General features: G+C 72.5%; 20 protein-coding genes and 1 tRNA gene. 15 read left to right on the plus strand and 6 right to left on the minus strand.

Going from position 1 to position 21,367, the window contains the following annotated elements; translation table 11 throughout:
• Positions 1-46 precede the first annotated feature (46 nt).
• Positions 47-775, plus strand: a complete 729-nt coding sequence (locus tag IE185_RS05265) for a FadR/GntR family transcriptional regulator (protein WP_138896721.1) — start codon at positions 47-49, stop codon at positions 773-775.
• A gap of 5 nt (positions 776-780) precedes the next feature.
• Positions 781-2,241 (plus strand): amino acid permease, encoded by a 1,461-nt coding sequence (locus IE185_RS05270; RefSeq protein WP_138896720.1) that lies wholly within the window; start codon positions 781-783, stop codon positions 2,239-2,241.
• 192 nt (positions 2,242-2,433) lie between these two features.
• On the opposite strand, the gene IE185_RS05275 is transcribed toward IE185_RS05270, so the two are convergent.
• On the minus strand, positions 2,434-3,195 hold the full coding sequence (locus IE185_RS05275) for a TetR/AcrR family transcriptional regulator (RefSeq protein WP_189714729.1): 762 nt from the start codon (positions 3,193-3,195) through the stop codon (positions 2,434-2,436).
• Between the two features lie 99 nt (positions 3,196-3,294).
• On the opposite strand from IE185_RS05275, the gene IE185_RS05280 reads away from it, so the two are divergent.
• Genes IE185_RS05280 through IE185_RS05295 form a run of 4 tightly spaced genes read left to right on the plus strand, consistent with a single transcriptional unit; the run spans position 3,295 to position 8,244 of the window.
• Positions 3,295-4,770 (plus strand): APC family permease, encoded by a 1,476-nt coding sequence (locus tag IE185_RS05280; RefSeq protein WP_138899200.1) that lies wholly within the window; start codon positions 3,295-3,297, stop codon positions 4,768-4,770.
• A 48-nt stretch (positions 4,771-4,818) separates the two neighbouring features.
• Entirely contained in the window at positions 4,819-6,468 is a 1,650-nt protein-coding gene (locus tag IE185_RS05285; RefSeq protein ID WP_189714731.1) for an amidohydrolase, read from the plus strand.
• A 58-nt stretch (positions 6,469-6,526) separates the two neighbouring features.
• Complete coding sequence (locus IE185_RS05290) at positions 6,527-7,615, plus strand: S-(hydroxymethyl)mycothiol dehydrogenase (protein ID WP_138896172.1); 1,089 nt, start codon at positions 6,527-6,529, stop codon at positions 7,613-7,615.
• Entirely contained in the window at positions 7,612-8,244 is a 633-nt protein-coding gene (locus IE185_RS05295) for an MBL fold metallo-hydrolase (protein WP_138896171.1), read from the plus strand. Before IE185_RS05290 ends, IE185_RS05295 begins: the two co-directional genes overlap by 4 nt.
• 37 nt (positions 8,245-8,281) lie before the next feature.
• On the opposite strand, the gene IE185_RS05300 is transcribed toward IE185_RS05295, so the two are convergent.
• Positions 8,282-8,369, minus strand: a tRNA-Leu gene (locus IE185_RS05300).
• Positions 8,370-8,506: 137 nt separating this feature from the next.
• Between IE185_RS05300 and IE185_RS05305 the strand changes: the two genes are divergently transcribed.
• From IE185_RS05305 to IE185_RS33830, 3 genes are all read left to right on the plus strand, one after another.
• The gene (locus tag IE185_RS05305; protein WP_138896170.1) at positions 8,507-9,850 is read left to right on the plus strand and encodes a M20/M25/M40 family metallo-hydrolase; all 1,344 of its coding nucleotides are present in this window, start codon (positions 8,507-8,509) and stop codon (positions 9,848-9,850) included.
• 179 nt (positions 9,851-10,029) lie between these two features.
• Complete coding sequence (gene chpH, locus IE185_RS05310; protein WP_138896169.1) at positions 10,030-10,263, plus strand: chaplin ChpH; 234 nt, start codon at positions 10,030-10,032, stop codon at positions 10,261-10,263.
• A 145-nt stretch (positions 10,264-10,408) separates the two neighbouring features.
• Complete coding sequence (locus IE185_RS33830; RefSeq protein ID WP_138896168.1) at positions 10,409-11,209, plus strand: chaplin; 801 nt, start codon at positions 10,409-10,411, stop codon at positions 11,207-11,209.
• A gap of 34 nt (positions 11,210-11,243) precedes the next feature.
• Here the strand turns inward: IE185_RS33830 and IE185_RS05320 are convergent, their stop codons facing one another.
• Positions 11,244-11,432: a DUF5703 family protein gene (locus IE185_RS05320; RefSeq protein WP_018535088.1), complete on the minus strand. Its 189-nt coding sequence runs from the start codon at positions 11,430-11,432 to the stop codon at positions 11,244-11,246.
• A gap of 47 nt (positions 11,433-11,479) precedes the next feature.
• On the opposite strand from IE185_RS05320, the gene IE185_RS05325 reads away from it, so the two are divergent.
• Complete coding sequence (locus IE185_RS05325; RefSeq protein ID WP_138896167.1) at positions 11,480-12,175, plus strand: hypothetical protein; 696 nt, start codon at positions 11,480-11,482, stop codon at positions 12,173-12,175.
• Between the two features lie 63 nt (positions 12,176-12,238).
• On the opposite strand, the gene IE185_RS05330 is transcribed toward IE185_RS05325, so the two are convergent.
• Both IE185_RS05330 and IE185_RS05335 read right to left on the minus strand, forming a co-directional pair.
• Positions 12,239-14,449, minus strand: coding sequence for a helix-hairpin-helix domain-containing protein (locus tag IE185_RS05330; RefSeq protein WP_138896174.1), 2,211 nt, complete (start codon positions 14,447-14,449; stop codon positions 12,239-12,241).
• Between the two features lie 374 nt (positions 14,450-14,823).
• Positions 14,824-15,807: an aldo/keto reductase gene (locus tag IE185_RS05335; RefSeq protein WP_138896166.1), complete on the minus strand. Its 984-nt coding sequence runs from the start codon at positions 15,805-15,807 to the stop codon at positions 14,824-14,826.
• A gap of 144 nt (positions 15,808-15,951) precedes the next feature.
• On the opposite strand from IE185_RS05335, the gene IE185_RS05340 reads away from it, so the two are divergent.
• Entirely contained in the window at positions 15,952-17,001 is a 1,050-nt protein-coding gene (locus IE185_RS05340) for an LLM class F420-dependent oxidoreductase (protein ID WP_138896165.1), read from the plus strand.
• 241 nt (positions 17,002-17,242) lie between these two features.
• On the plus strand, positions 17,243-18,031 hold the full coding sequence (locus IE185_RS05345) for a ferritin-like domain-containing protein (RefSeq protein ID WP_189714733.1): 789 nt from the start codon (positions 17,243-17,245) through the stop codon (positions 18,029-18,031).
• A 34-nt stretch (positions 18,032-18,065) separates the two neighbouring features.
• On the opposite strand, the gene corA is transcribed toward IE185_RS05345, so the two are convergent.
• Positions 18,066-19,058 (minus strand): magnesium/cobalt transporter CorA, encoded by a 993-nt coding sequence (gene corA / locus IE185_RS05350; RefSeq protein ID WP_138894541.1) that lies wholly within the window; start codon positions 19,056-19,058, stop codon positions 18,066-18,068.
• A 59-nt stretch (positions 19,059-19,117) separates the two neighbouring features.
• Between corA and IE185_RS05355 the strand changes: the two genes are divergently transcribed.
• The 3 genes from IE185_RS05355 (at position 19,118) to IE185_RS05365 (ending at position 21,305) form a co-directional block, all read left to right on the plus strand.
• Positions 19,118-19,804 (plus strand): histidine phosphatase family protein, encoded by a 687-nt coding sequence (locus IE185_RS05355; protein WP_138894542.1) that lies wholly within the window; start codon positions 19,118-19,120, stop codon positions 19,802-19,804.
• Positions 19,805-19,911: 107 nt separating this feature from the next.
• Entirely contained in the window at positions 19,912-20,502 is a 591-nt protein-coding gene (locus IE185_RS05360) for a DUF3090 domain-containing protein (RefSeq protein WP_138894543.1), read from the plus strand.
• Entirely contained in the window at positions 20,466-21,305 is an 840-nt protein-coding gene (locus tag IE185_RS05365) for an SCO1664 family protein (RefSeq protein ID WP_138894544.1), read from the plus strand. The genes IE185_RS05360 and IE185_RS05365 overlap by 37 nt, the downstream gene beginning before the upstream one ends.
• The last annotated feature ends 62 nt before the right edge of the window (positions 21,306-21,367 follow it).

The raw sequence follows: 21,367 nt of genomic DNA on the forward strand, positions 1-21,367 counted from the left end.
TGAACACTCTTGACGCTTGCGTGTCCGACATCCGAGCATTCTCCGCATGGTCTTGTCAGACAGCCGGACAGGTGGCGGAGCTCCCCGGCGCATCAGCGCGATGGAAGCCGTCCTGGGGCACCTCCGGGACGCCATCGAGCGGGGAGAGCTCGCCGTCGGCGAGAAGCTCCCCACCGAGGCCGAGCTCGGCAGGCGCTTCGAGGTGAGCCGCTCCGTCGTACGCGAGGCGCTGCGCGCCCTCCAGGCGCTCGGCCTCACGGTGTCCCGGGCCGGCAAGGGTACGTACGTCGCGGCCAGCGGCCCCGACCAGAACCCGATCTTCGGCTCGTACTCCGCCCGCGACCTGCTCGAAGTGCGACGGCACGTCGAGATCCCCGTCGCGGGTTACGCTGCTGTCCGGCGCACGCGGGACGACGTGGACCTGCTGACGCACCTGATCGGGAAGATGGAGCAGGAGCCCGACCCCACCGCCTGGGTGGCGCTGGACACGCTCTTCCACATCTCCGTCGCCCAAGCGTCCGGCAATCCCGTCTTCCACAAGATCATCGAAGAGATAAGGGACGCCCTCGCCCGGCAGTCCACCTTCCTGAACCAACTCGGGGACCGGCGACGCCAGTCGGACCTCGAGCACCGGGCCCTCGTGGAGGCGATCGTCGGCGGCTCAGAGGGAGCGGCGGTGCAGGCCATGGCCGCTCACCTCGAACACGTCGAGATCACCCTCAACACCATCGTGCGGCCCGGTACCGCACAGCACCCCCCAAATGAAGGCGAATAAACAGCATGAGCGACCGCATCCTCCCTGCGGCCCCCGCCGGTCCCGCCGATCCCGTGTCGACATCCCCACATGTCGACGCGGGTGACGAGGGTTACAGCAAGGACCTGAAGTCCCGCCACATCAGCATGATCGCCATCGGCGGAGCGATAGGCACCGGCCTGTTCCTCGGCGCCGGTGGCCGCATGGCCGGAGCAGGCCCCTCGCTGGCCATCGCGTACGCCGTCTGCGGCGTCTTCGCCTTCTTCGTGGTCCGCGCGCTCGGTGAGCTCGTGCTCTACCGGCCGTCCTCGGGCGCGTTCGTCTCGTACGCCCGCGAGTTCATGGGCGAGAAGGGCGCCTTCGCCGCCGGCTGGCTGTACTTCCTCAACTGGTCGACCACCGCCGTGGCGGACATCACAGCGGCGGCGACCTACGCCCACTTCTGGGCCATGTTCAGCGACGTACCGCAGTGGATCCTCGCGCTGATCGCCCTCGCCGTCGTCCTCACCGCGAACCTCATCTCGGTGAAGTACTTCGGCGAGATGGAGTTCTGGTTCGCCATCGTCAAGGTCGCCGCCCTGGTCGTCTTCATGGCCATCGGCATCTACCTGGTCGCCACCCAGCACCAGCTCGACGGCCACACGCCCGGCTTCTCCACCATCAGCGACGGCGGCGGCCTGTTCCCCGTCGGCATGCTGCCGATGCTCCTGGTCATCCAGGGCGTCGTCTTCGCCTACGCGTCGGTCGAGCTGTGCGGCGTCGCCGCGGGCGAGACGAAGAACCCCGAGAAGATCATGCCGAAGGCGATCAACTCGATCATGTGGCGCGTCGGCCTCTTCTACGTCGGATCCGTCATCCTGCTCGCGCTGCTGCTCCCGTACACGGCGTACTCCGGTGACGAGAGCCCCTTCGTCACCGTCATGAACAAGCTCGGCGTGCCGGGCGCGGCGGACGTCATGAACCTCGTCGTCCTGACCGCGGCCCTCTCCAGCCTGAACTCCGGCCTGTACTCCACCGGCCGCATCCTGCGCTCGATGGCGCTCTCGGGCTCCGCGCCGAAGTTCACCGGCCGCATGAACAAGGGCCAGGTGCCGTACGGCGGCATCCTGCTGACCGCCGGCTTCGGTGTCCTGGGCGTCGGCCTCAACTACCTCATGCCGGGCGAGGCCTTCGAGATCGTCCTGAACTTCGCGTCGATCGGCATCCTCGGCACCTGGGGCATGATCATGCTCTGCTCGCTGCTGTTCTGGCACCGCTCGAAGGACGGCCGGGTCACCCGCCCCGCGTACCGCCTCCCGTGGGCCCCGTACACGCAGATCGTCACGCTGTTCTTCCTCGCCTCCGTGGTCGTCCTGATGTGGTGGGGCGGCGGCGTCGGCCGGACGACCGTGATGTGCCTCCCGCTGATCGCGGCGGCGCTGGTCGGCGGCTGGTACGTGGTCCGGGGGCGCGTGGCCGCCCTCGCGGCCCAGCGCGAAACCCTCTGACCCCACCGCACGCGCCCCCGCGCGCCGGACGGGCCTGAGGCCCACCACGCCGACGCGGCTCCTCCGGGAGCCGCGTCGGCGCCGGCGTTTTCCGGGGCCATGGGCCCCCGGCCCGCGTTCGCGTGTTCGGCGGCGCGTTACGGCCCCACGCGTCGCTTCCGGACGCCGACCGGAATCCGCACGCCGCGCGCGTCACCCCGGCCCGCGTCCCGGAACCGCCGCCCGTGCCCCGGGCGGCGGCGGGCCGGGGGAGCGGACCGCCCCCAGCCGCGCCTGGGCCGCGGCCAGCACCATCTCCAGCGCCGCCGGGTACCCGCTGCGCCCCATCTCCGCCACCAGCACCGGAGCGGTCGCGGCGATGTGCGGATGGCTCTGGGCCGGCAGCCGCGCGTACGTCCCCCGCCACGCCCCCTCCTCCGCCTCCCGCGCCCCCGCCGGCAGCGCCAGCGTCGCCGCGTCGAGCGCCGCGAACGACAGCGTCTGGTCCACGAAGACGTGGTAGACCCGTACCGCCTCCGCGTCCGGGAAGCCCGCCCCGCGCAGGATTCCGAGGATCGTCTCCACCGCCTGGATCTCGTACGCCCGCCCCGTCACCCGCGCGCAGGTCAGCAACGCCGCCTGCGGATGCGCCTGGTAGTCGGCGTGCATCATCAGCCCCAGCGTGCGCAGATCGGCCCGCCACGCGCCGGTCGGCCGAAAGCGCCGCAGCGTACGCCCGATGAGCTCGTCGGCGACCGCGAGCAGCAGGTCGTCCGTGTCCCGGAAGTACCGGTAGAGGGCGCTCGGATCGGCCCCCAGCGACGCCCCGAGCCGCCGCACCGTGAGCGCGCCCGCCCCGTGCTCGCCGATCAGCCGCAGCGCCGTGTCCACGATCAGCCGCTCCGACAGCACCGTGCCCTGCTTGGTGGGCCGCCTGCGCCGCCGCCCCTCCTCCGGCACCACTCGCTCGCTCATGGCCCGCACGTTATGACAACACCGTTGACCTGGAAACCCCCCGCGGAGTTCGATGTGCCGCCATCGGGGCCGTCCGGCCCCCCGGTGAAGGAGCGAGCGATGACACCGCCGAAGACGCCGTACGGCGGCGAACCACCCCCGCGGTCCACCCTCACCAGGTCCCTCGGCGTCATGGACGGCTTCGCCATCGCCGCCTCCAGCACGGCGGCCACCACCAGCATCGGCATCGGCCTGGGCGTCACCGCGGGCGTCGTCGGCCTGCACCTGCCGATCATCATGCTGCTCGCCTTCCTGCCCGTCCTCGGCATCGCGAGCGCCTACGCCCGGCTCAACCGGTCCGAACCCAACATGGGCAGCGGCTACGTCTGGGTGGGGCGCTCCCTCAGCCCCTGGCTCGGCTTCCTCGTCGGCTGGATCGGCCTCGTCGCCACGGTCGTCTTCCTCTCCTACACGACCGCCGTCACCGGCTCCGCACTCCTCCAGCTCGCCCGCCTCGCGGGCCTGGACGCCGTGGCGGGGCTCACCCCGGACCCCGACTCCACCGCCCAGTCCACCGCGCTCGGCATCCTCGTCCTCGTCGCCGTCACGCTCACCGCCGTCACCGGCCTGCGCTCCGCCGCCAACCTCCAGAAGTACCTGCTGGTCTTCGAGTACGCCGTCCTGCTCGCCTTCTGCGGCTACGGCCTCGTCGTCGGCCCGCACCCCTTCAGCCTCGACTGGCTGAACCCCTTCACCATCCCCTCCGGCCAGGCCCTCGCCCAGGGACTGATCCTGTCGGTCTTCTGCTACTGGGGCTTCGAGTCCTCCTTCAGCGTCAACGAGGAGGTGCGCGACCCGGCGGACGCCTCCAAGGCCGGACTGATCACGCTCTTCACCATGCTGGGCCTCTTCCTGCTCGGCTCGTTCGCCTTCCAGCGCGTGCTGTCCCAGGACGAACTGGCCGGCAACGGCGCCCAGGGCCTCGCCTTCCTCGGCGACCGGCTCGCCGACCAGCCGCTCGCCGCCCTCCCGCTGATCGCGCTCACCTTCTCCGCCGTCGCCTCGCTCCAGGCCGGTGTCATCCCCACCGTGCGCGGCATGTTCGCGATGAGCCGCGACCGCACGATGGGCCCGCTCTGGGCGCGGATCAGCCCCCGCCACGGGACACCGGCGGCCGGCACGCTCGCGATCGGCGCGATCGCCGCCGCCGTCGCGGTCCTCTCCCTGGTCCTGCCGAAGATCGGCGACGTCATCCTGGCCTCGGTGAACGCGATCGGCGTCGTCGTCTCCCTCTACTACGCCCTCATCGCGCTCGCCGCCGCCGCGCGCTTCCGCGCGCGACCGCTCACCGTCGTCGTCCCGGTGCTCAGCGCGGCCGTCCTGCTCGCCCTCGGCGGTTACCTCTGCTGGACCTTCTACACCTCGGCCGACCACTTCGAAGTCAGCCCCGACAACGGCTGGTTCATGCTCGCGTGCCCCGCCGTGATGCTGTTGACCGGGATCATGGCCGCGGCCTGGGCGAAGTGGGTGCGCAAGTCCCCGTACTTCGTCACCGGACGCGGCACCGACCCCGACGCGGTCCCGCTGACCGCCTGACCATCCGCCACCTCCCACCCATCCGCACCTGCCGAAGGAACCCGCACCATGCGCCACCACCCCGCCGACCTGGTCCTCACCGGCGGCCCCGTCCTCACCCTGGACGCCGCCCGCAGCCGCGCCACCACGGTCGCCGTCACCGACGGCCGGATCACCGCCGTGGGCCACGACGAGGTACGCGACCTCGTCGGTCCCAGGACCGAAGTCGTCGACCTCGCCGGCAAGCTGCTCCTCCCCGGCTTCCAGGACGCCCACGTCCACCCGGTCGCGGCCGGCCTGGAGCTCGCCCAGTGCGACCTGACCTCCGTCCGCACGGCCGCCGAGACGCTCGCCGCCGTACGGGCGTACGCCGACGCCCACCCCGACCGGGAGTGGATCACGGGCGGCGGCTGGTCCATGGAGGCGTTCGCGGGCGGCAGCCCGACCAAGGACCTGCTCGACGCGGTCGTCCCCGACCGGCCCGTCTACCTGCCCAACCGCGACCACCACGGCGCCTGGTGCAACAGCCGCGCCCTCGCCCTCGCCGGCATCGACCGCACCACCCCCGACCCCGCCGACGGCCGCATCGAACGCGCCGCCGACGGCACCGGCGAGCCCACCGGCCTCCTCCAGGAGGGCGCCATGGAACTGGTCGCCCGCCACACCCCGCCCTCCACGCCCGCCGACCGGCTCGCCGCCCTCCTGCGCGCCCAGCGGCTGCTCCACTCGCACGGCGTGACCGCCTGGCAGGACGCCATCGTCGGCACCTTCGGATCGATGGACGACCCCGCCGACGCCTACCTCACGGCCGCCCGCGACGGCACGCTCACCGCCCGCGTCACCGGCGCCCTGTGGTGGGACCGCGAGCGCGGCGCCGAGCAGATACCCGCGCTCGTCGCGCGCCGCGAGGAACTGAGCCACGGCCGGTTCCGCGCCACAACCGTGAAGATCATGGTGGACGGAGTCGCCGAGACCGGCACCGCCGCGCTCCTCACCCCGTACCTGGACGGCTGCGGATGCCCCACGGCCAACCGCGGCACCAGCTTCATCGCCCCCGCCGACCTGCGCCGGTACGTCACCGCACTGGACGCCCTCGGATTCCAGTGCCACTTCCACGCCCTCGGCGACCGCGCCGTCCGCGACGCCCTGGACGCCGTCGAGGCCGCCCGCGCCGCCAACGGATGGCGCGACACCCGCCCGCACCTCGCCCACCTCCAGATCGTCCACCCCGACGACATCCCCCGCTTCCGGCACCTGGGCGCCACCGCCAACATCCAGCCGCTGTGGGCCGCGCACGAACCGCAGATGGACGAGCTGACCATCCCCTTCCTCGGGCCCGAACGGGCCGGCCACCAGTACCCCTTCGCCGCGCTGCTGCGCTCCGGCGCCACCCTCGCGGCCGGCAGCGACTGGCCCGTCAGCAGCCCCGAACCGCTGCTCGGCGTCCACACCGCCGTCAACCGCGTCGAACCCGGCAGCTCCGCCCCCGTGTTCCTCCCCGACCAGCGCATCGGCCTCACCGACGCCCTCGCCGCATACACGGCGGGCTCCGCCCACGTGAACCACCTCGACGACACCGGCAGCGTCCGCGCCGGCGCCCTGGCCGACCTGGTGGTCCTGGACCGCGACCCGTACGCCGCGCCGCCCGAGGAGATCGCCGAGACCCGGGTGGCCCGTACCTACGTGGCCGGACAGTTGGTCTACGACGCGGGTCTGTAGAGCGAGTACGGTGCGGTTACGGTGCCCGTACTCGACGCGCGCGGAAGGAAGTTCGCCCATGACACAGCAGGTCCGAGGGGTAATCGCACCGGGGAGGAACGAACCGGTGCGCGTGGAGACGATCCTCGTCCCGGACCCGGGGCCCGGCGAGGCCGTCGTGCGGATCCAGGCGTGCGGCGTGTGCCACACCGACCTGCACTACAAGCAGGGCGGCATCAACGACGACTTCCCCTTCCTCCTCGGCCACGAGGCGGCGGGCATCGTCGAGTCGGTCGGGGGTGACGTCACCGACGTCGCCCCCGGCGACTTCGTCGTCCTCAACTGGCGTGCCGTGTGCGGCCGCTGCCGGGCCTGCCTGCGCGGCCGTCCGCAGTACTGCTTCGACACCCACAACGCCCGCCAGAAGATGACCCTCCTCGACGGCACCGAACTGTCCCCGGCGCTCGGCATCGGGGCGTTCGCCGAGAAGACGCTGGTCGCGGCCGGCCAGTGCACGAAGGTCGACCCCGAGGTCTCGCCCGCCGTGGCGGGCCTGCTCGGCTGCGGCGTCATGGCGGGCATCGGCGCCGCCCTCAACACCGGACAGGTCGGCCGCGGCGACTCGGTCGCCGTCATCGGCTGCGGCGGCGTCGGCGACGCGGCCGTCGTGGGAGCCAGGCTCGCGGGCGCGGCGAAGATCATCGCGGTCGACATCGACGACCGCAAGCTGGAGGCCGCCCGCACCATGGGCGCCACCCACACCGTGAACTCCCGCTCCACCGACCCCGTCGAGGCGATCCGCGAGCTCACCGGCGGATTCGGCGCCGACGTCGTCATCGAGGCGGTGGGCCGCCCCGAGACGTACAAGCAGGCGTTCTACGCCCGCGACCTGGCCGGCACCGTCGTCCTCGTCGGCGTCCCGACCCCCGACATGCGGCTCGACCTCCCGCTCATCGACGTCTTCGGCCGCGGCGGCTCCCTCAAGTCCTCCTGGTACGGCGACTGCCTGCCCTCCCGCGACTTCCCGATGCTCGTCGACCTGCACCAGCAGGGCCGCATCGACCTCGCCGCGTTCGTCACCGAGACCATCGGGCTGGCCGACGTCGAGAAGGCGTTCGCGCGCATGCACGAGGGCGACGTACTGCGCTCGGTGGTGGAGTTCGCATGACCTCCGCACGCATCGACCACCTGGTGACCTCCGGCACCTTCGCCCTCGACGGCGGCACCTGGGACGTCGACAACAACGTCTGGATCGTCGGCGACGACACCGAGGCGATCGTCATCGACGCGGCCCACGACGCCGGTGCCATCGCCGCCGCGCTCGGCGGCCGCACCCTGCGCGCCATCGTCTGCACACACGCCCACAACGACCACATCGACGCGGCTCCCGCCCTCGCCGAGGCCACGGGCGCGCCGATCCTGCTGCACCCCGACGACCTGCCGCTGTGGAAGCAGACCCACCCCGACCGCGCCCCCGACGGCGAGCTCGTGGACGGCGCCACCCTCACCGTCGCCGGCACGGACCTCACGGTCCTGCACACACCCGGCCACGCCCCCGGCGCCGTCTGCCTGTACGCCCCCGGCCTGGGCACGGTCTTCACCGGCGACACCCTGTTCCAGGGAGGCCCCGGCGCTACGGGCCGTTCCTTCTCCCACTTCCCGACGATCGTCGACTCGATCCGTGACCGGCTGCTCACCCTGCCGCCGGACACCGAGGTCCGCACCGGACACGGCGCGAGCACCACCATCGGCGCGGAGGCCCCGCACCTGGAGGAGTGGATCAACAGAGGGCACTGAAAACAGAAGAACCCCCAGGTCGCTGGGGGTTCTTCGCTGGTGTCCGAGGGGGGACTTGAACCCCCACGCCCGATAAAGGGCACTAGCACCTCAAGCTAGCGCGTCTGCCATTCCGCCACCCGGACAAGGTGTCTGTCTCACGGCCCTGGGCCGTTCCGACGTGGAAAACCATAGCAAACATTCAGACCCCCTGATCACACCCCCTGGTGAGGCAGCGGGAGGATGAGGGGGACCACCAGCAACGCCAGTGGGAGGAAGCAGCGTGAGCGAGTCGAAGGCGGCCGTTCCGGCCGGCCAGGCCGAGCGGGCAGCGGGCGAGGACGAGGTCACCGATCTCTGCCGTGACCTGATCAGGATCGACACCAGCAACTACGGAGACCACTCGGGGCCCGGCGAGCGGGCGGCCGCGGAGTACATCGCGGAGAAGCTCGCCGAGGTCGGGCTCGAACCGCGGATCTTCGAGTCCCACCCCGGGCGGGCCTCCACCGTGGCCAGGATCGAGGGCGAGGACCCCTCGAAGCCCGCGCTGCTCATCCACGGGCACACCGACGTCGTACCGGCGAACGCCCAGGACTGGACGCACCACCCCTTCGCGGGCGAGATCGCGGACGGCTGCGTCTGGGGCCGGGGCGCGGTCGACATGAAGGACATGGACGCGATGACCCTCGCGGTCGTCCGCGACCGGGTGCGCAGCGGCCGCAAGCCCCCGCGCGACGTCGTGCTGGCCTTCCTCGCCGACGAGGAGGCCGGCGGCACGTACGGGGCCCGGTATCTGGTCGACCAGCACCCGGACCTCTTCGAGGGCGTCACCGAGGCGATCGGCGAGGTCGGCGGCTTCTCCTTCACCGTCAACGAGAACCTGCGGCTGTATCTCGTGGAGACGGCCCAGAAGGGCATGCACTGGATGCGGCTCACCGTCGACGGCACGGCCGGCCACGGCTCGATGACCAACAACGACAACGCGATCACCGAGCTGTGCGAGGCCGTCGGGCGGCTCGGGCGGCACACGTGGCCGGTGCGGGTGACCAAGACCGTACGGTCGTTCCTGGACGAGCTCTCCGACGCGCTCGGCACCCCGCTCGACCCCGAGGACATGGACGCGACGCTCGCCAAGCTCGGCGGCATCGCGAAGATGATCGGCGCCACCCTGCGCAACTCGGCCGCCCCGACCATGCTCGGCGCTGGCTACAAGGTGAACGTGATCCCCGGGCAGGCGACCGCGCACGTCGACGGGCGCTTCCTGCCGGGGTACGAGGACGAGTTCCTCGCCGATCTCGACCGGATCCTCGGCCCGCGCGTGCGGCGCGAGGACGTGCACGGCGACAAGGCGCTGGAGACCAGCTTCGACGGGGACCTCGTCGACGCGATGCAGGTGGCGCTCAGGGCGGAGGACCCGATCGCGCGGGCCGTCCCGTACATGCTCTCCGGCGGCACCGACGCCAAGTCGTTCGACGACCTGGGGATCCGCTGCTTCGGCTTCGCTCCGCTGAAGCTGCCGCCGGAGCTGGACTTCGCCGGAATGTTCCACGGCGTGGACGAGCGGGTCCCGGTCGACGGGCTGAAGTTCGGCGTACGGGTCCTGGACCGCTTCCTGGACAACTGCTGAACCGGCACCCGCTGAACCGACAAGTACTGAAACGACTTTCCAACTAATCGGCCGGACGTGCTATTTGACTGAAAAGAGTGAAAGGAACCATAGGCTAGTAGCCCCATTGCTTTCCCTTCGTTACAAGGTGTGCGGTCCGCGGCTGGGACCGCATTGGTTGCCAACAAGGAGGAAAAGTAATGATCAAGAAGGTCGTCGCTGCTGCGGCTGCCACTGGTGGTCTGGTTCTCGCCGGCGCGGGCATGGCCGTCGCTGACTCGGGTGCCCAGGGTGCTGCTGTCAAGTCCCCCGGCGTGATTTCGGGCAACGTTGTCCAGGTCCCGATCCACGTGCCGGTGAACGCGTGCGGCAACACGGTCTCCGTGATCGGGCTGCTGAACCCCGCCTTCGGCAACACCTGCGTCAACAAGTGACGTTGTGCACGCACCCGTAAGGGTCTGAGTCCCGGGCGGCCCCGGAGTGCGCTCCATGCACTCCGGGGCCGCTGGGCATTCGTCCCGCGGCGGCACCGACGTCCCGCGGGCATTCGGAGAAGGCACAAGGCAGAGGAACGTACCAATGCGTCAGGTAGCCAGGAAAAGCCTGATCACCGTGGCGGCCGCGAGTGGCCTGCTGGCCATCGGCGGCGGCAACGCGCACGCCGGTTCGGGGGCAGGGGGGTCCACGTCGGATTCTCCCGGCGTCCTGTCCGGGAATTCCGTGCAGGCTCCCGTGCATGTCCCCGTCAATGTGTGCGGGAACACCGTCAACGTGGTCGGCGTGCTCAATCCCGCCATGGGCAACAGCTGCGTCAACGACTCGCACGGCGCGAAGCCCGGGAAGAACCACGGCGGCGGATCGACGGCCGGGGGGCGCGCCAGCGATTCCCCCGGAGTCGGCTCGGGCAACCACGTCCAGGCACCGGTCCACGTGCCGGTGAACGCCTGCGGCAACAACGTCAGCGTCGTCGGCCTCGGCAACGCGGCCACGGGCAACGACTGCGCCAACGACTCCACCGGCCCCCACAACCCTCCGGGCAAGCCGGGGAAGCCGGTCGAGCCCGGCAAGCCGGGGAAGCCGGGGAAGCCCGGGGAGCCGGGGAAGCCGGGAGAGCCGGGCAAGCCCGGTGAGCCCACCGAGCCCACGCAGCCGGGCAAGCCCTCCGAGCCCGGTGTGCCCGCGGACCCCGACGAGCCGGGCACCGGGGACGAGCCGGGCAGCCCCGACGGCCCGGACACGCAGACCGTCACCCAGCCCCAGGGCACCGACGCCCTCGCGCAGACGGGCTCCGGCGCTCCGCTCGGCGTCGTGATCCCGGCCGGTGCGGGCCTCCTGCTGGCCGGTGCGGTGCTGTACCGCCGGTCGCGTTCCGCGGCGTAAGGCAGGAAAAGCGCTGGTGCGGCCCGCTCCGTCTTCACCAGGTGGCTCGCACCTGTCGGATGATGCGCCTGCGCAGCCGCACGCGGCGGCTGCCGTCCCGGCGCAGACTCAGTCGGTCCAACTCCCAGTGTCCGTACTCGGCATGGTCGGTCAGCAGACGGGTCGCCTCCTTGCGGGAAACCCCGCGCGGGACGTACACGTCGACAAATTCGTATTCCGGCATCGCATCTATTGTGCGGGCAGAGCCCCGGTACGGATAGCGTCTGCACTATGTCTGATGCTGCGCAGCCCACCGCTGCCGAGGTACGCGCCGCCGCCGAGGCGGTCAAAGTCGCGCTCGACCGTCACCTCGAGGCGGTCGAGCGCCGCACCGGGGACGACGACCCTGCCGTCTACGACGCGTTCAACGAGCTTGCCGCTGCCGCCGAGGCGTACGACGAGCGGCTCTACGACCGCTACGACGAGGTCACCCCCTTCGAGATTCCGGGATCCGACGACTCTCTGCCCCCTTACGCGGGGCCCGAGGAGCCCAACGCGCTGAGCGTCCTGATCCGCCGCGACTACGCGGTGGTCGAGACCCAGCGGCTGCTCGCCCAGGCACAGCGCATCGCCGATCTCGACCCGGACGTCGACGCCCCGGCGATCGAGGTCGAGCTGGACACCGACGTCGACGCCGAGGAGCGCGGCAACGCCGTGGCGATCGTCGGGGGCAGCGTCCACGCCGCTCTCGGCGTGCTCTTCGGCGAGTACGAACCCGATGAGATCGCTTCCCGGCACAAGGAGTTCGGTCTGGAGGAGGGCGACTCCACGCTGTGGGTGGCCGCCGTGGACGAGCTGCCCGAACCGGGGGAGTGGCTCAACGCCCCGTTCGAGGAGGCCGACGCGCAGCGGGTCGTGTGCCGCTTCGACGTCAGCTCGGTCTTCGACGACGAGTTCGACGAGGCCGACGGCCCCGGCCACGGCTGAGCGGCCCCGGCCGGAACCCGGGCCCGCCCGCCGGGCCCGGGTTCCGGCCTCCGGAGGCGCCCGCTAGGGCGCGCTCTGCCCGGCGGCCGCCTCCGGGGCCTCCTCCGCCAAGGGCTGGACGGGCGGCTGGAGCAGGGTGCGCAGGCGCGTCGTGCGCGGCCGGTCCGGGATCTCGGCCACCGCGCGCGGCAGTGCCTGGTCCACGCCGTGCACCACCGACAGGTGGCGCTCCCCGCGGCTGAACGCCGTGTAGATCCACGGGCGGCTCAGGGCCGGGGCGGCGTCGCCCGGCAGGACCACCACGACCGCGGGCCACCTCATCCCGGTCGCCTGGTGCGCGGTGAGTGCCCAGGCGTGCCGCACCGCCGTCTCCACCCGCTCCTTGGGCACGACGACGGGCGTGCCCTCGCAGTCCAGGTGCAGACCCTCGGCGTCCGCCGACACCACCGTGCCGGGCAGCGTCCTGCCGGGCGCCGGGACGTACGCGACCCGGTCGCCGGGGTCGAAGCCGCCGAACCGGCCCGGGCCGGGGTTGAGCCGCTGCTTGAGCGCCGCGTTCAGCGCGCGCGTTCCGGCGGAGCCGCCGTGGCCGGGGGTGATGACCTGGGTCTGGGCGGGCGACACCCCGAAGGCGCGCGGCACGGAGTCCGCGACCAGCTGGACGGTACGGTGCACGGCCTCGCCCGCGTCGCGGACCGGGACGATCACCACCTCCTTGCCGGGCGCCTCGACCTGGTTCAGCTCCCCGATCCCGATGCCGGAGACCAACTCGCCGATCGGGCCGGGGTCCGGCGTGCGCGACACGATCTGCGGGCACGCGCGGGCGGCCAGCAGGTCCGCGAAGACCCGGCCCGCCCCCGCGGAGGGCAGCACGCCCGGATCGCCGCTGAGGACGAGCCTGGTGCCGTCCGCCAGCGACTCCACGAGCACCGCGGCGTTCTCCACGTCCAGCTGCGGTGCGTCCAGGACGACCAGCAGGTCGAGGGCGAGCGCGCCCTCCGCGTCCCGGCCGGGCCCCTCGACGCCGGCGAGCAGACCCGCGACGGTCACCGAGGCCGACGCGTCGCCGAGCGCGGCGCCGAGACGCCGGCGGCCGTCCGCGCTGTGCGAGGCGGCGTACGCCCGCAGGCCGAGCCCCCGTGCCACGGTGACCAGAGCGGCCGGCTCGGAGCGGGCGGCCTCGCCGCCGCTGTGGGTTACCAGGCCGTTCGACGCGACGGCGCGGATCAGCTCGGCGGCGGAGGGCGGGACGGACCCCGCCCCCCACTCGCCGGCCTCGGACGCCTCGTCGGCGAACGTACTGGCCAGCCGGGCGAGACCGTCGGCGAGGCTCTCCTCGGCGAGGGCGTACCGCTCGAGCCCCAGCAGGACCTCCACCGGCTCCCCGCCGTCGGCGGTCTCGTCCACGCCGTCCTGGAAGACCAGCGCCACGCCCTCGGCGACGGCGTGCTCCACGGCCTCGTCCGGGTCGGGCACCTTGTGCTCCGCCAGCGCCTTGCGGACGGCGCCGGACTCCAGGACCGTGTGGCCCTGGACCGCCGCCCGCTCCAGGAGCCGGCCGATGAGCGCGGCGGTACGGCGTTCGTCGCCGGGCCCGCACTCCGCGCCGAGCAGGGCGCGGGCGAATCCGTCGGCCTGTTCCGGCCGCACACCCGGTACGGACAGCAGCTGCCACGGGTCGTCGCGCAGGACCTGTGCGGCCTGTTCCCCGAGTACGCCGGCCACGGACGCGGCCAGAGCTTCCGGTGCCCCGCCCTCGGCCAGCACGACCCGTACCGCGGTCACCGCCTCGGGCGCGGCGGCGGCGACGGCCGCCCGGTCCGCCGGCCGCTCCACCGCCGGACCCGCCCCGGGGCCCGGCGGGGGAGCGGGCGCGACGCGGCGCGGCGGGGGCGCCGCGAAGGGCGTGTCCCCGGACCTGGCGCCGCTCTCCACGGCCCGTACCGCGGCCAGCAGATCGGCCGCCTGGCCGCTGAGCTTGGCACCGGCCTCGACGGGCGCCGTCTTCTCGGCCTTGCGCCGCTCGATCCGCTCCCGCAAGGCCCGCTGGGCGGCGAGCTCGGCCTCCGCCTCGGACAGCTGAGGCCCCGCGTCCGCCCCGGCGACGGCCTCCCCGGGCTCGGCATCGGGTCCCGCGCCGGTCGCCTCCGCGTCGTCCTCCGCCCCGGCGACGGCCTCCCCGGGCTCGGCATCGCGTCCCGCGCCGGTCGCCTCCGCGTCGTCCTCCGCCCCGGCGACGGCCTCCCCGGGCTCGGCATCCGGTCCCGAGCCCATCGCCTCCTCGTCCTCCGCGCCCGCCACCGGACCCGAAGCCTCCGCCGCGCCGTCACCGCCGGACGGAGCCCCGGCGTCCGGGGCTTCGTCGTCGGCTCCGGCCGGCGCGGTCTCGGCGTCGGGCTGCGGGGTGTTGTCGTCGTGCTGCACGTCGGTACCTGCGTCCTCGGTCGCGTCCTTAGGGTGCTCCGCCGGGTCCGCGTCGTCCGGGGCGTCGGCTCCGGTGGCGGTCACCGGCCCGGTGCGGGGCTTCTCGACGTCCCCGGCGGGGCCCCGCACCGGGACCGCCGGCGTGGGGGCCGGCTCGGTGGCGGGCGCCGCGGCGTCGCGGTCGTCGGCCGGGGATCCGGGGGTTGCCCCCCGGGGAAGCGCGGTCACAGCGTGCTCCAGTCCTGGTCGGGATAGCGGTGCACGGGCGCCGACACGTCGTCGAGCGCCCGGCAGATCTCGTCTGGAAGACTAAGCGCCTCCACTGACAACGCCGCCGCGAGCTGCTGCGCGTTGCGCGCCCCCACGATCGGGGCGACCACGCCCGGCCGGTCGCGGACCCACGCGAGAGCCACCTGCAACGGGGTCGTGGCGAGCCCGTCGGCGGCCGTCGCGACCGCGTCCACGATGCGGCTCGACGCCTCGTCGAGGTACGGCGCGACGAACCCGGCCAGGTGCTGCGACCCGCCGCGCGAGTCCGGCGGGACGGCGCGCCGGTACTTGCCCGTCAGGACGCCCCGGCCGAGCGGTGACGACGGCAGCAGCCCGACGCCCAGGTCGAGCGCGGCCGGCAGCACCTCCCGTTCCACGCCGCGCTGGAGCAGCGAGTACTCCATCTGGGTACTGGCCAGCCGGGTGCGTACGCCGGGCACCGCGAGCTGCCAGGTCGCGGCCTTCGCCAGCTGCCAGCCGGAGAAGTTGGACACCCCGGCGTACCGCGCCCGTCCGCTGGCGACCGCCAGGTCGAGCGCCTGGAGGGTCTCGTCGAGGGGTGTGGCCGCGTCGAAGGCGTGCACCTGCCACACGTCCACGTGGTCCGTGCCGAGCCGCTCCAGCGACGCGTCGAGCGCCGCGAGCAGGTGGCCGCGTGACCCGTCGAAGCGCCGGTCGGGGTCGGGCACGCTGCCCGCCTTGGTGGCGACGACCAGGTCCCGCCGCGGCACGAGCCGCTCCATGAGCTGCCCGAGCAGGTACTCCGCCTCCCCGTCGCCGTACACGTCCGCCGTGTCGACGAGCGTGCCGCCCGCGTCCCAGAAGGTCTTCAGGACGTCGGCGGCGTCGTGCTCGTCGGTGTCCCGGCCCCAGGTGAGGGTGCCCAGCCCGATTCTCGATACGCGCAGGCCCGTGCGGCCGAGATGCCTCTGCTCCATGGCCGCGAGATTACTGGCCGTGGGCCTGCGGGCAGGAGACCTGTGGACAAGTCCTGTGGACGAGTGCGCCCCCTGACGTATCGCGGCCCCGCGCGCTAGAGTCCCCGGGCAACAGGGACGTTACTGATCAGTAAGGGGAGCGGCATGCGGCTCGGCATCAACCTCGGTTACTGGGGCGCGGGGATGGACGGCGACAATCTGGCCGTCGCCCAGGAAGCGGACCGGCTCGGCTACGACGTCTGCTGGGCCGCCGAGGCCTACGGGTCGGACGCCGCCACCGTGCTCTCCTGGGTCGCCGCCCAGACCGAGAGCATCGACGTCGGCTCCGCGATCTTCCAGATCCCGGCCCGTACGCCCGCGATGACCGCGATGACCGCCGCCACCCTCGACTCCCTCTCCGGCGGCCGTTTCCGCCTGGGCCTCGGCGTCTCGGGCCCGCAGGTCTCCGAGGGCTGGTACGGCGTCAAGTTCGACAAGCCGCTGGCCCGCACCCGCGAGTACGTCGAGATCATCCGCAAGGCCATGACCCGTGAGCGCCTGTCGTACGAGGGTGAGCACTGGACGCTGCCGCTGCCCGACGGGCCGGGCAAGCCGCTGAAGCTCACCGTCCACCCGCAGCGCGAGCACATCCCGCTCTACATCGCCGCCATCGGCCCCAAGAACCTGGAGCAGACCGGCGAGATCGCCGACGGCGCGCTGCTCATCTTCCCGTCCGCCGAGCACATCGAGGACACCGCGCTGCGCCACATCCGCGCGGGCCGCGAGAAGGCCGGGAAGACGATGGACGGCTTCGACGTCTGCCCCACCCTTCCGCTCGCGGTCGGCGACGACGTGGCCGCGCTGGCCGACATGTTCCGCCCGTACACCGCCCTGTACGTCGGCGGCATGGGCAGCCGCAAGCAGAACTTCTACAACCAGCTCGCGCAGCGCATGGGCTACGAGAAGGAAGCCGCCGAGATCCAGGACAAGTACCTGTCCGGCGACAAGACCGCCGCCGCCGCCGCCGTCCCGCACCAGCTGATCGACCAGACGGCCCTGCTGGGCTCCGTGGAGCGGATCGCCGAGCGGATGCAGGCGTACGCCGAGGCCGGAGTGACGACGCTGACGCTGGCCCCCGCCGGCTTCACGCTCGACGAGCGGATCACCGCCCTGCGGGCCGGCACCGACGCCCTGGAGCGCGCCGGTCTGGCGTAGTCCCGCACGGGACGAAGGAGCGGAGAGAAAGTCTGCGGCCGTGGTGGGGGCTCGGGGGTCTCCCCGCCACGGCCGTCATGCACAACAACGCCGTACGGCCCGGTGGGGTTACGCGCCCGTACCGCCGCGGGGTTCATTCGTACGGCGCAGTTGACCGCCGCCCCTGTTGCCTGCCCTTCCGTACCGCTCTTGACTTGTCCTTTGCGGACGCCTGCCCGGAGGTACACGGAGGTAAGCACTGATGCTGTCGGCCCGAAGTCTCTTCCAGGAAATCCTCGACGACGACGACTCCTTCCAGCTCTTCTGCTCCATAGCCGCGAGCGGCGAGGCCCAGGGCGGCTGGGAGAACGGCCGCATCGCGGCCCTCGTGCCCGACGGCATGAGACACCTCGCCCCCAAGATCACCCGGCACGGGGCCGACGAGGACAAGCACGGCCGGCTCTTCAACGCCCTGCTCAAGAAGCGGGAGCTCGACCCGGTCCCCGTCCCGCCCGAGACCGACTACACGATGCTGCTCGAACAGCGCGGCATCGGCCTCGCCCACGACAAGCTCCGCCGCGACGAGCCGCTGACCGAGGAGGACATCCTCGTCTACCTCTCGCACAGCCGGGTGACCGAGCAGCGGGCCGCCGACCAGATGGACATGCTGGTCAAGTACTTCGGCGACCACCCCGAGGTGGGCCGGCCGATCAGGATGATCTGCGACGACGAGGAGAACCACCTCGCGTACTGCCACGAGGAGCTGCTCCGGCTCGCCCGCGCCGGCCACGGCAGGACCATCCTGCGCGTCCTGCGCGAGTGCGCCCTGGAGGAGTGCCGCGTCTACCGGGACGTCAGCCTCGCCGTCATGGCGCACATGGGGCGCATCCTCAAGTGGCCGAAGCCCAAGTCCGCCGCGCTCGCCGCGGGCATCCACGCCATGTACGCGTACGAGCGCCTCGGCGGCTGGCGGCGCATGGTGAGCCTGTCGACGCCCGAACGGCGCGACGCGCTGGGAGGCCCGGCCACGTCGGCCGTCGGAGTCGTCTGACGGCACCGGGGGCACCGCGCCGCGGCGGTACGGGTCAGAGCCAGCCGCGGCGCTTGAACAGCCGGAACAGCCCGACCTCGCACATCACCATCAGCAGGATCACAGCGGGATAGGACCACACCCACCGCAGCTCGGGCATGTGGTCGAAGTTCATGCCGTAGACGCCGGCCACCATCGTCGGGACGGCGGCCATCGCCGCCCACGCCGAGATCTTCCGCATGTCGTCGTTCTGCCGCACGCTCATCTGCGCCAGATGCGCGGACAGGATGTCCGACAGCAGCCGATCCAGCCCGTCCACCTGCTCGTTCGCGCGGGTCAGGTGGTCGCTGACGTCCCGGAAGAAGGGCTGGGCGTGCTCGTCGACGAACGGCAGCCCGGGGCTCGACAGCCGCAGCATCGGCTGGGCGAGCGGCCCGGTGGCACGGCGGAACTCGAGCACCTGCCGCTTGAACGTGTAGATCCGCGCGGCGGTGTTCGTCGCGTCGCGGCCGACCGGGGCGAAGACCTCCGCCTCCAGCTCCTCCAGGTCGGTCTGGAGCTCCGCGCCGACCTCTATGTAGTGGTCGACGACCGCGTCGCTGACGGCGTACAGGACGGAGGTCGGACCGTGCCGCAGCACTTGCGGCTCGGCCTCCAGGCGGTCGCGTACGGCCGCCAGCGGGGCGCCCTCGCCGTGCCGCACCGTCACCACGAACGAGTCGCCCACGAAGACCATCAGCTCGCCCGTCGTCACGGTGTCGCTCTCCGGCTCGTACATCACCGGCTTCAGCACCGCGAAGAGCGAGTCGTCGTACACCTCCAGCTTGGGCCGCTGATGGGCGCGCAGGGCGTCCTCGACGGCCAGCGGGTGCAGCCCGAACTCGGTGGTCACGAGATCGAATTCCTTCTCGGTCGGCTCGTGCAGCCCGATCCACAGGAAGGCGTCACCGGTCGACCGCGCCCGGGCGAGCGCGTCGGAGAAGTCGGAGGGGCCCTCGGTGCGGCACCCTTCCCGGTAGATGGCACAGTCGACGATCACGGCGCGCATCCTCCCCCGGTACGGACCCCGGCACACCCCGGAGCCGCATTCCGCCTAGGCTGGCCGACATGGCCACGCTGATCCTCGTACGCCACGGACGTTCCACCGCCAACACCGCGGGACTGCTCGCCGGCTGGACGCCCGGCGTCACGCTCGACGAGCGCGGCGCCGCACAGGCGGCGGCGCTGCCCGGCAGGCTGGCCGGCGTGCCGCTCGCCGCCGTGGTGACCAGCCCGCTCGAACGCTGCCGGGAGACCCTGCAGCCGCTGCTCGACGCGCGGCCCGGACTGCCGGCGCACACCGACGAGCGGATCGGGGAGTGCCACTACGGCGACTGGTCGGGCCGCAAGCTCGCCGAACTCTCCGACGAGCCGCTGATGGCCGCCGTGCAACAACACCCCTCCTCCGTGACGTTCCCGGGCGGCGAGTCGATGCGGGCCATGCAGGCGCGCGCGGTCGACGCCGTACGGGAGTGGAACGCGCGCATCGAGGCCGAGCACGGCGAGGACGCCGTGTATCTCATGTGCTCTCACGGGGACATCATCAAGTCCGTCGTCGCGGACGCGCTCGGGCTTCATCTCGACCTCTTCCAGCGGATTCACGTCGACCCGTGTTCCCTGACGGCCATCCGGTACACGGGGCTGCGGCCATTTCTCGTGCGGCTCGGCGACACCGGCGACCTCTCCTCGCTGGCGCCGCGCGACAACGGCGGCGACGGGGACGCGGCCGTAGGGGGCGGCGCGGGCGCACCGTGATCGCTCCGCGCAGTAGGGTGGACGCGCCCCAGGACCGCGCATACAGACGATTTCGACGCCGGCGTCCCCGCCGGCTGTGGGATCGACGATCTCAAGGGAGACAGGACGTGTCCCGTCAGGTATTCCTCTACGACCCGCCGGACCGCTTCGTCGCCGGTACGGTCGGGCTGCCTGGACGCCGTACGTTCTTCCTCCAGGCATCCGCGGCCGGCCGTGTCACCAGCGTCGCCCTGGAGAAGACCCAGGTGGCGGCGCTCGCCGAGCGGATCGACGAGCTGCTCGACGAAGTGGTACGCCGCACCGGGGGCAACGCCCCCGTGCCCGCCGTGGCCCCGGCCGACGTCACCGACAGCGCCCCCCTCGACGCCCCGGTCGAGGAGGAGTTCCGCGTCGGCACGATGGCGCTGGCCTGGGACGGCGAGGAACAGCGCATGATCGTCGAGGCGCAGGCCCTCGTCGAGCTGGACGTGGAGACCGAAGAGGATCTCGCGGAGGCCGAGGAACGGCTGCTCCAGGACGAGGAGAACGGCCCGCCGATGCTGCGGGTCCGGCTCAGCGGCGCGCAGGCCCGCGCCTTCGCCAAGCGCGCCCTCGACGTCGTCAACGCGGGCCGCCCGCCGTGCCCGCTGTGCAGCCTGCCGCTCGACCCGGAGGGACACGTATGTCCGCGCCAGAACGGATACCGCCGCGGGGCGTGACTCCGCCCGACGGCCTGCTCACCGTGCTGGCGAAGGGCAGCCTCACGGTGCGCGGACGCGTGCGCGAGGCGTCCAACGCTGTGCTGTACTGCGGGATCGAGTACGACGGCGTGTCGGCGTCCTGCGTCTACAAGCCCGTCGCCGGTGAGCGGCCGCTGTGGGACTTCCCCGACGGCACACTCGCCGGCCGCGAGGTGGCGGCGTACGAGATCTCCGAGGCGACCGGGTGGGGGCTCGTGCCGCCGACCGTGCTGCGGGACGGGCCGTACGGCGAGGGCATGTGCCAGCTGTGGATCGAGACGGCCGCCGACGGGCCCGACGGGGGACTGCTGGCCCTGGTCGAGGACGAGGAGCCGGCCGAGGGCTGGAAGGCGATCGCGTACGCCGAGGTGGGGGAGGGGCGCACGGCGCTGCTCGTGCACGCCGACGATCCGCGCCTGCGCCGCCTGGCGGTCCTGGACGCGGTCATCAACAACGCCGACCGCAAGGGCGGGCATCTGCTGCCGGCCCCCGACGGGCAGCTGTACGGCATCGACCACGGGGTCACGTTCAACGTGGACGACAAGCTCCGCACGCTGCTGTGGGGCTGGGCGGGCGAGCCGCTGACCGCCGAGGCGGTCGAGGTGCTGGCCCGGCTGGCGGCGGAACTGGCCCCGGGGCGCCCGCTCGCCACCCGGATGGCCGAACTGATCACCCCGGCGGAGCTGGAGGCGCTGCGCGGGCGGGTGGCGGCGCTGCGGGAGACCGGACACCACCCGGAGCCGAGCGGCGACTGGCCGGCCATCCCCTGGCCGCCGGTCTAGGCACGCCGGTTGGGCTCGCGCAAGAGTGGCTCACCGGCCACACTTTCGTATCCGGTTCGTAT

It is taken from the genome of Streptomyces chryseus (assembly GCF_014650755.1).
GTDB lineage: Bacteria > Actinomycetota > Actinomycetes > Streptomycetales > Streptomycetaceae > Streptomyces > Streptomyces chryseus.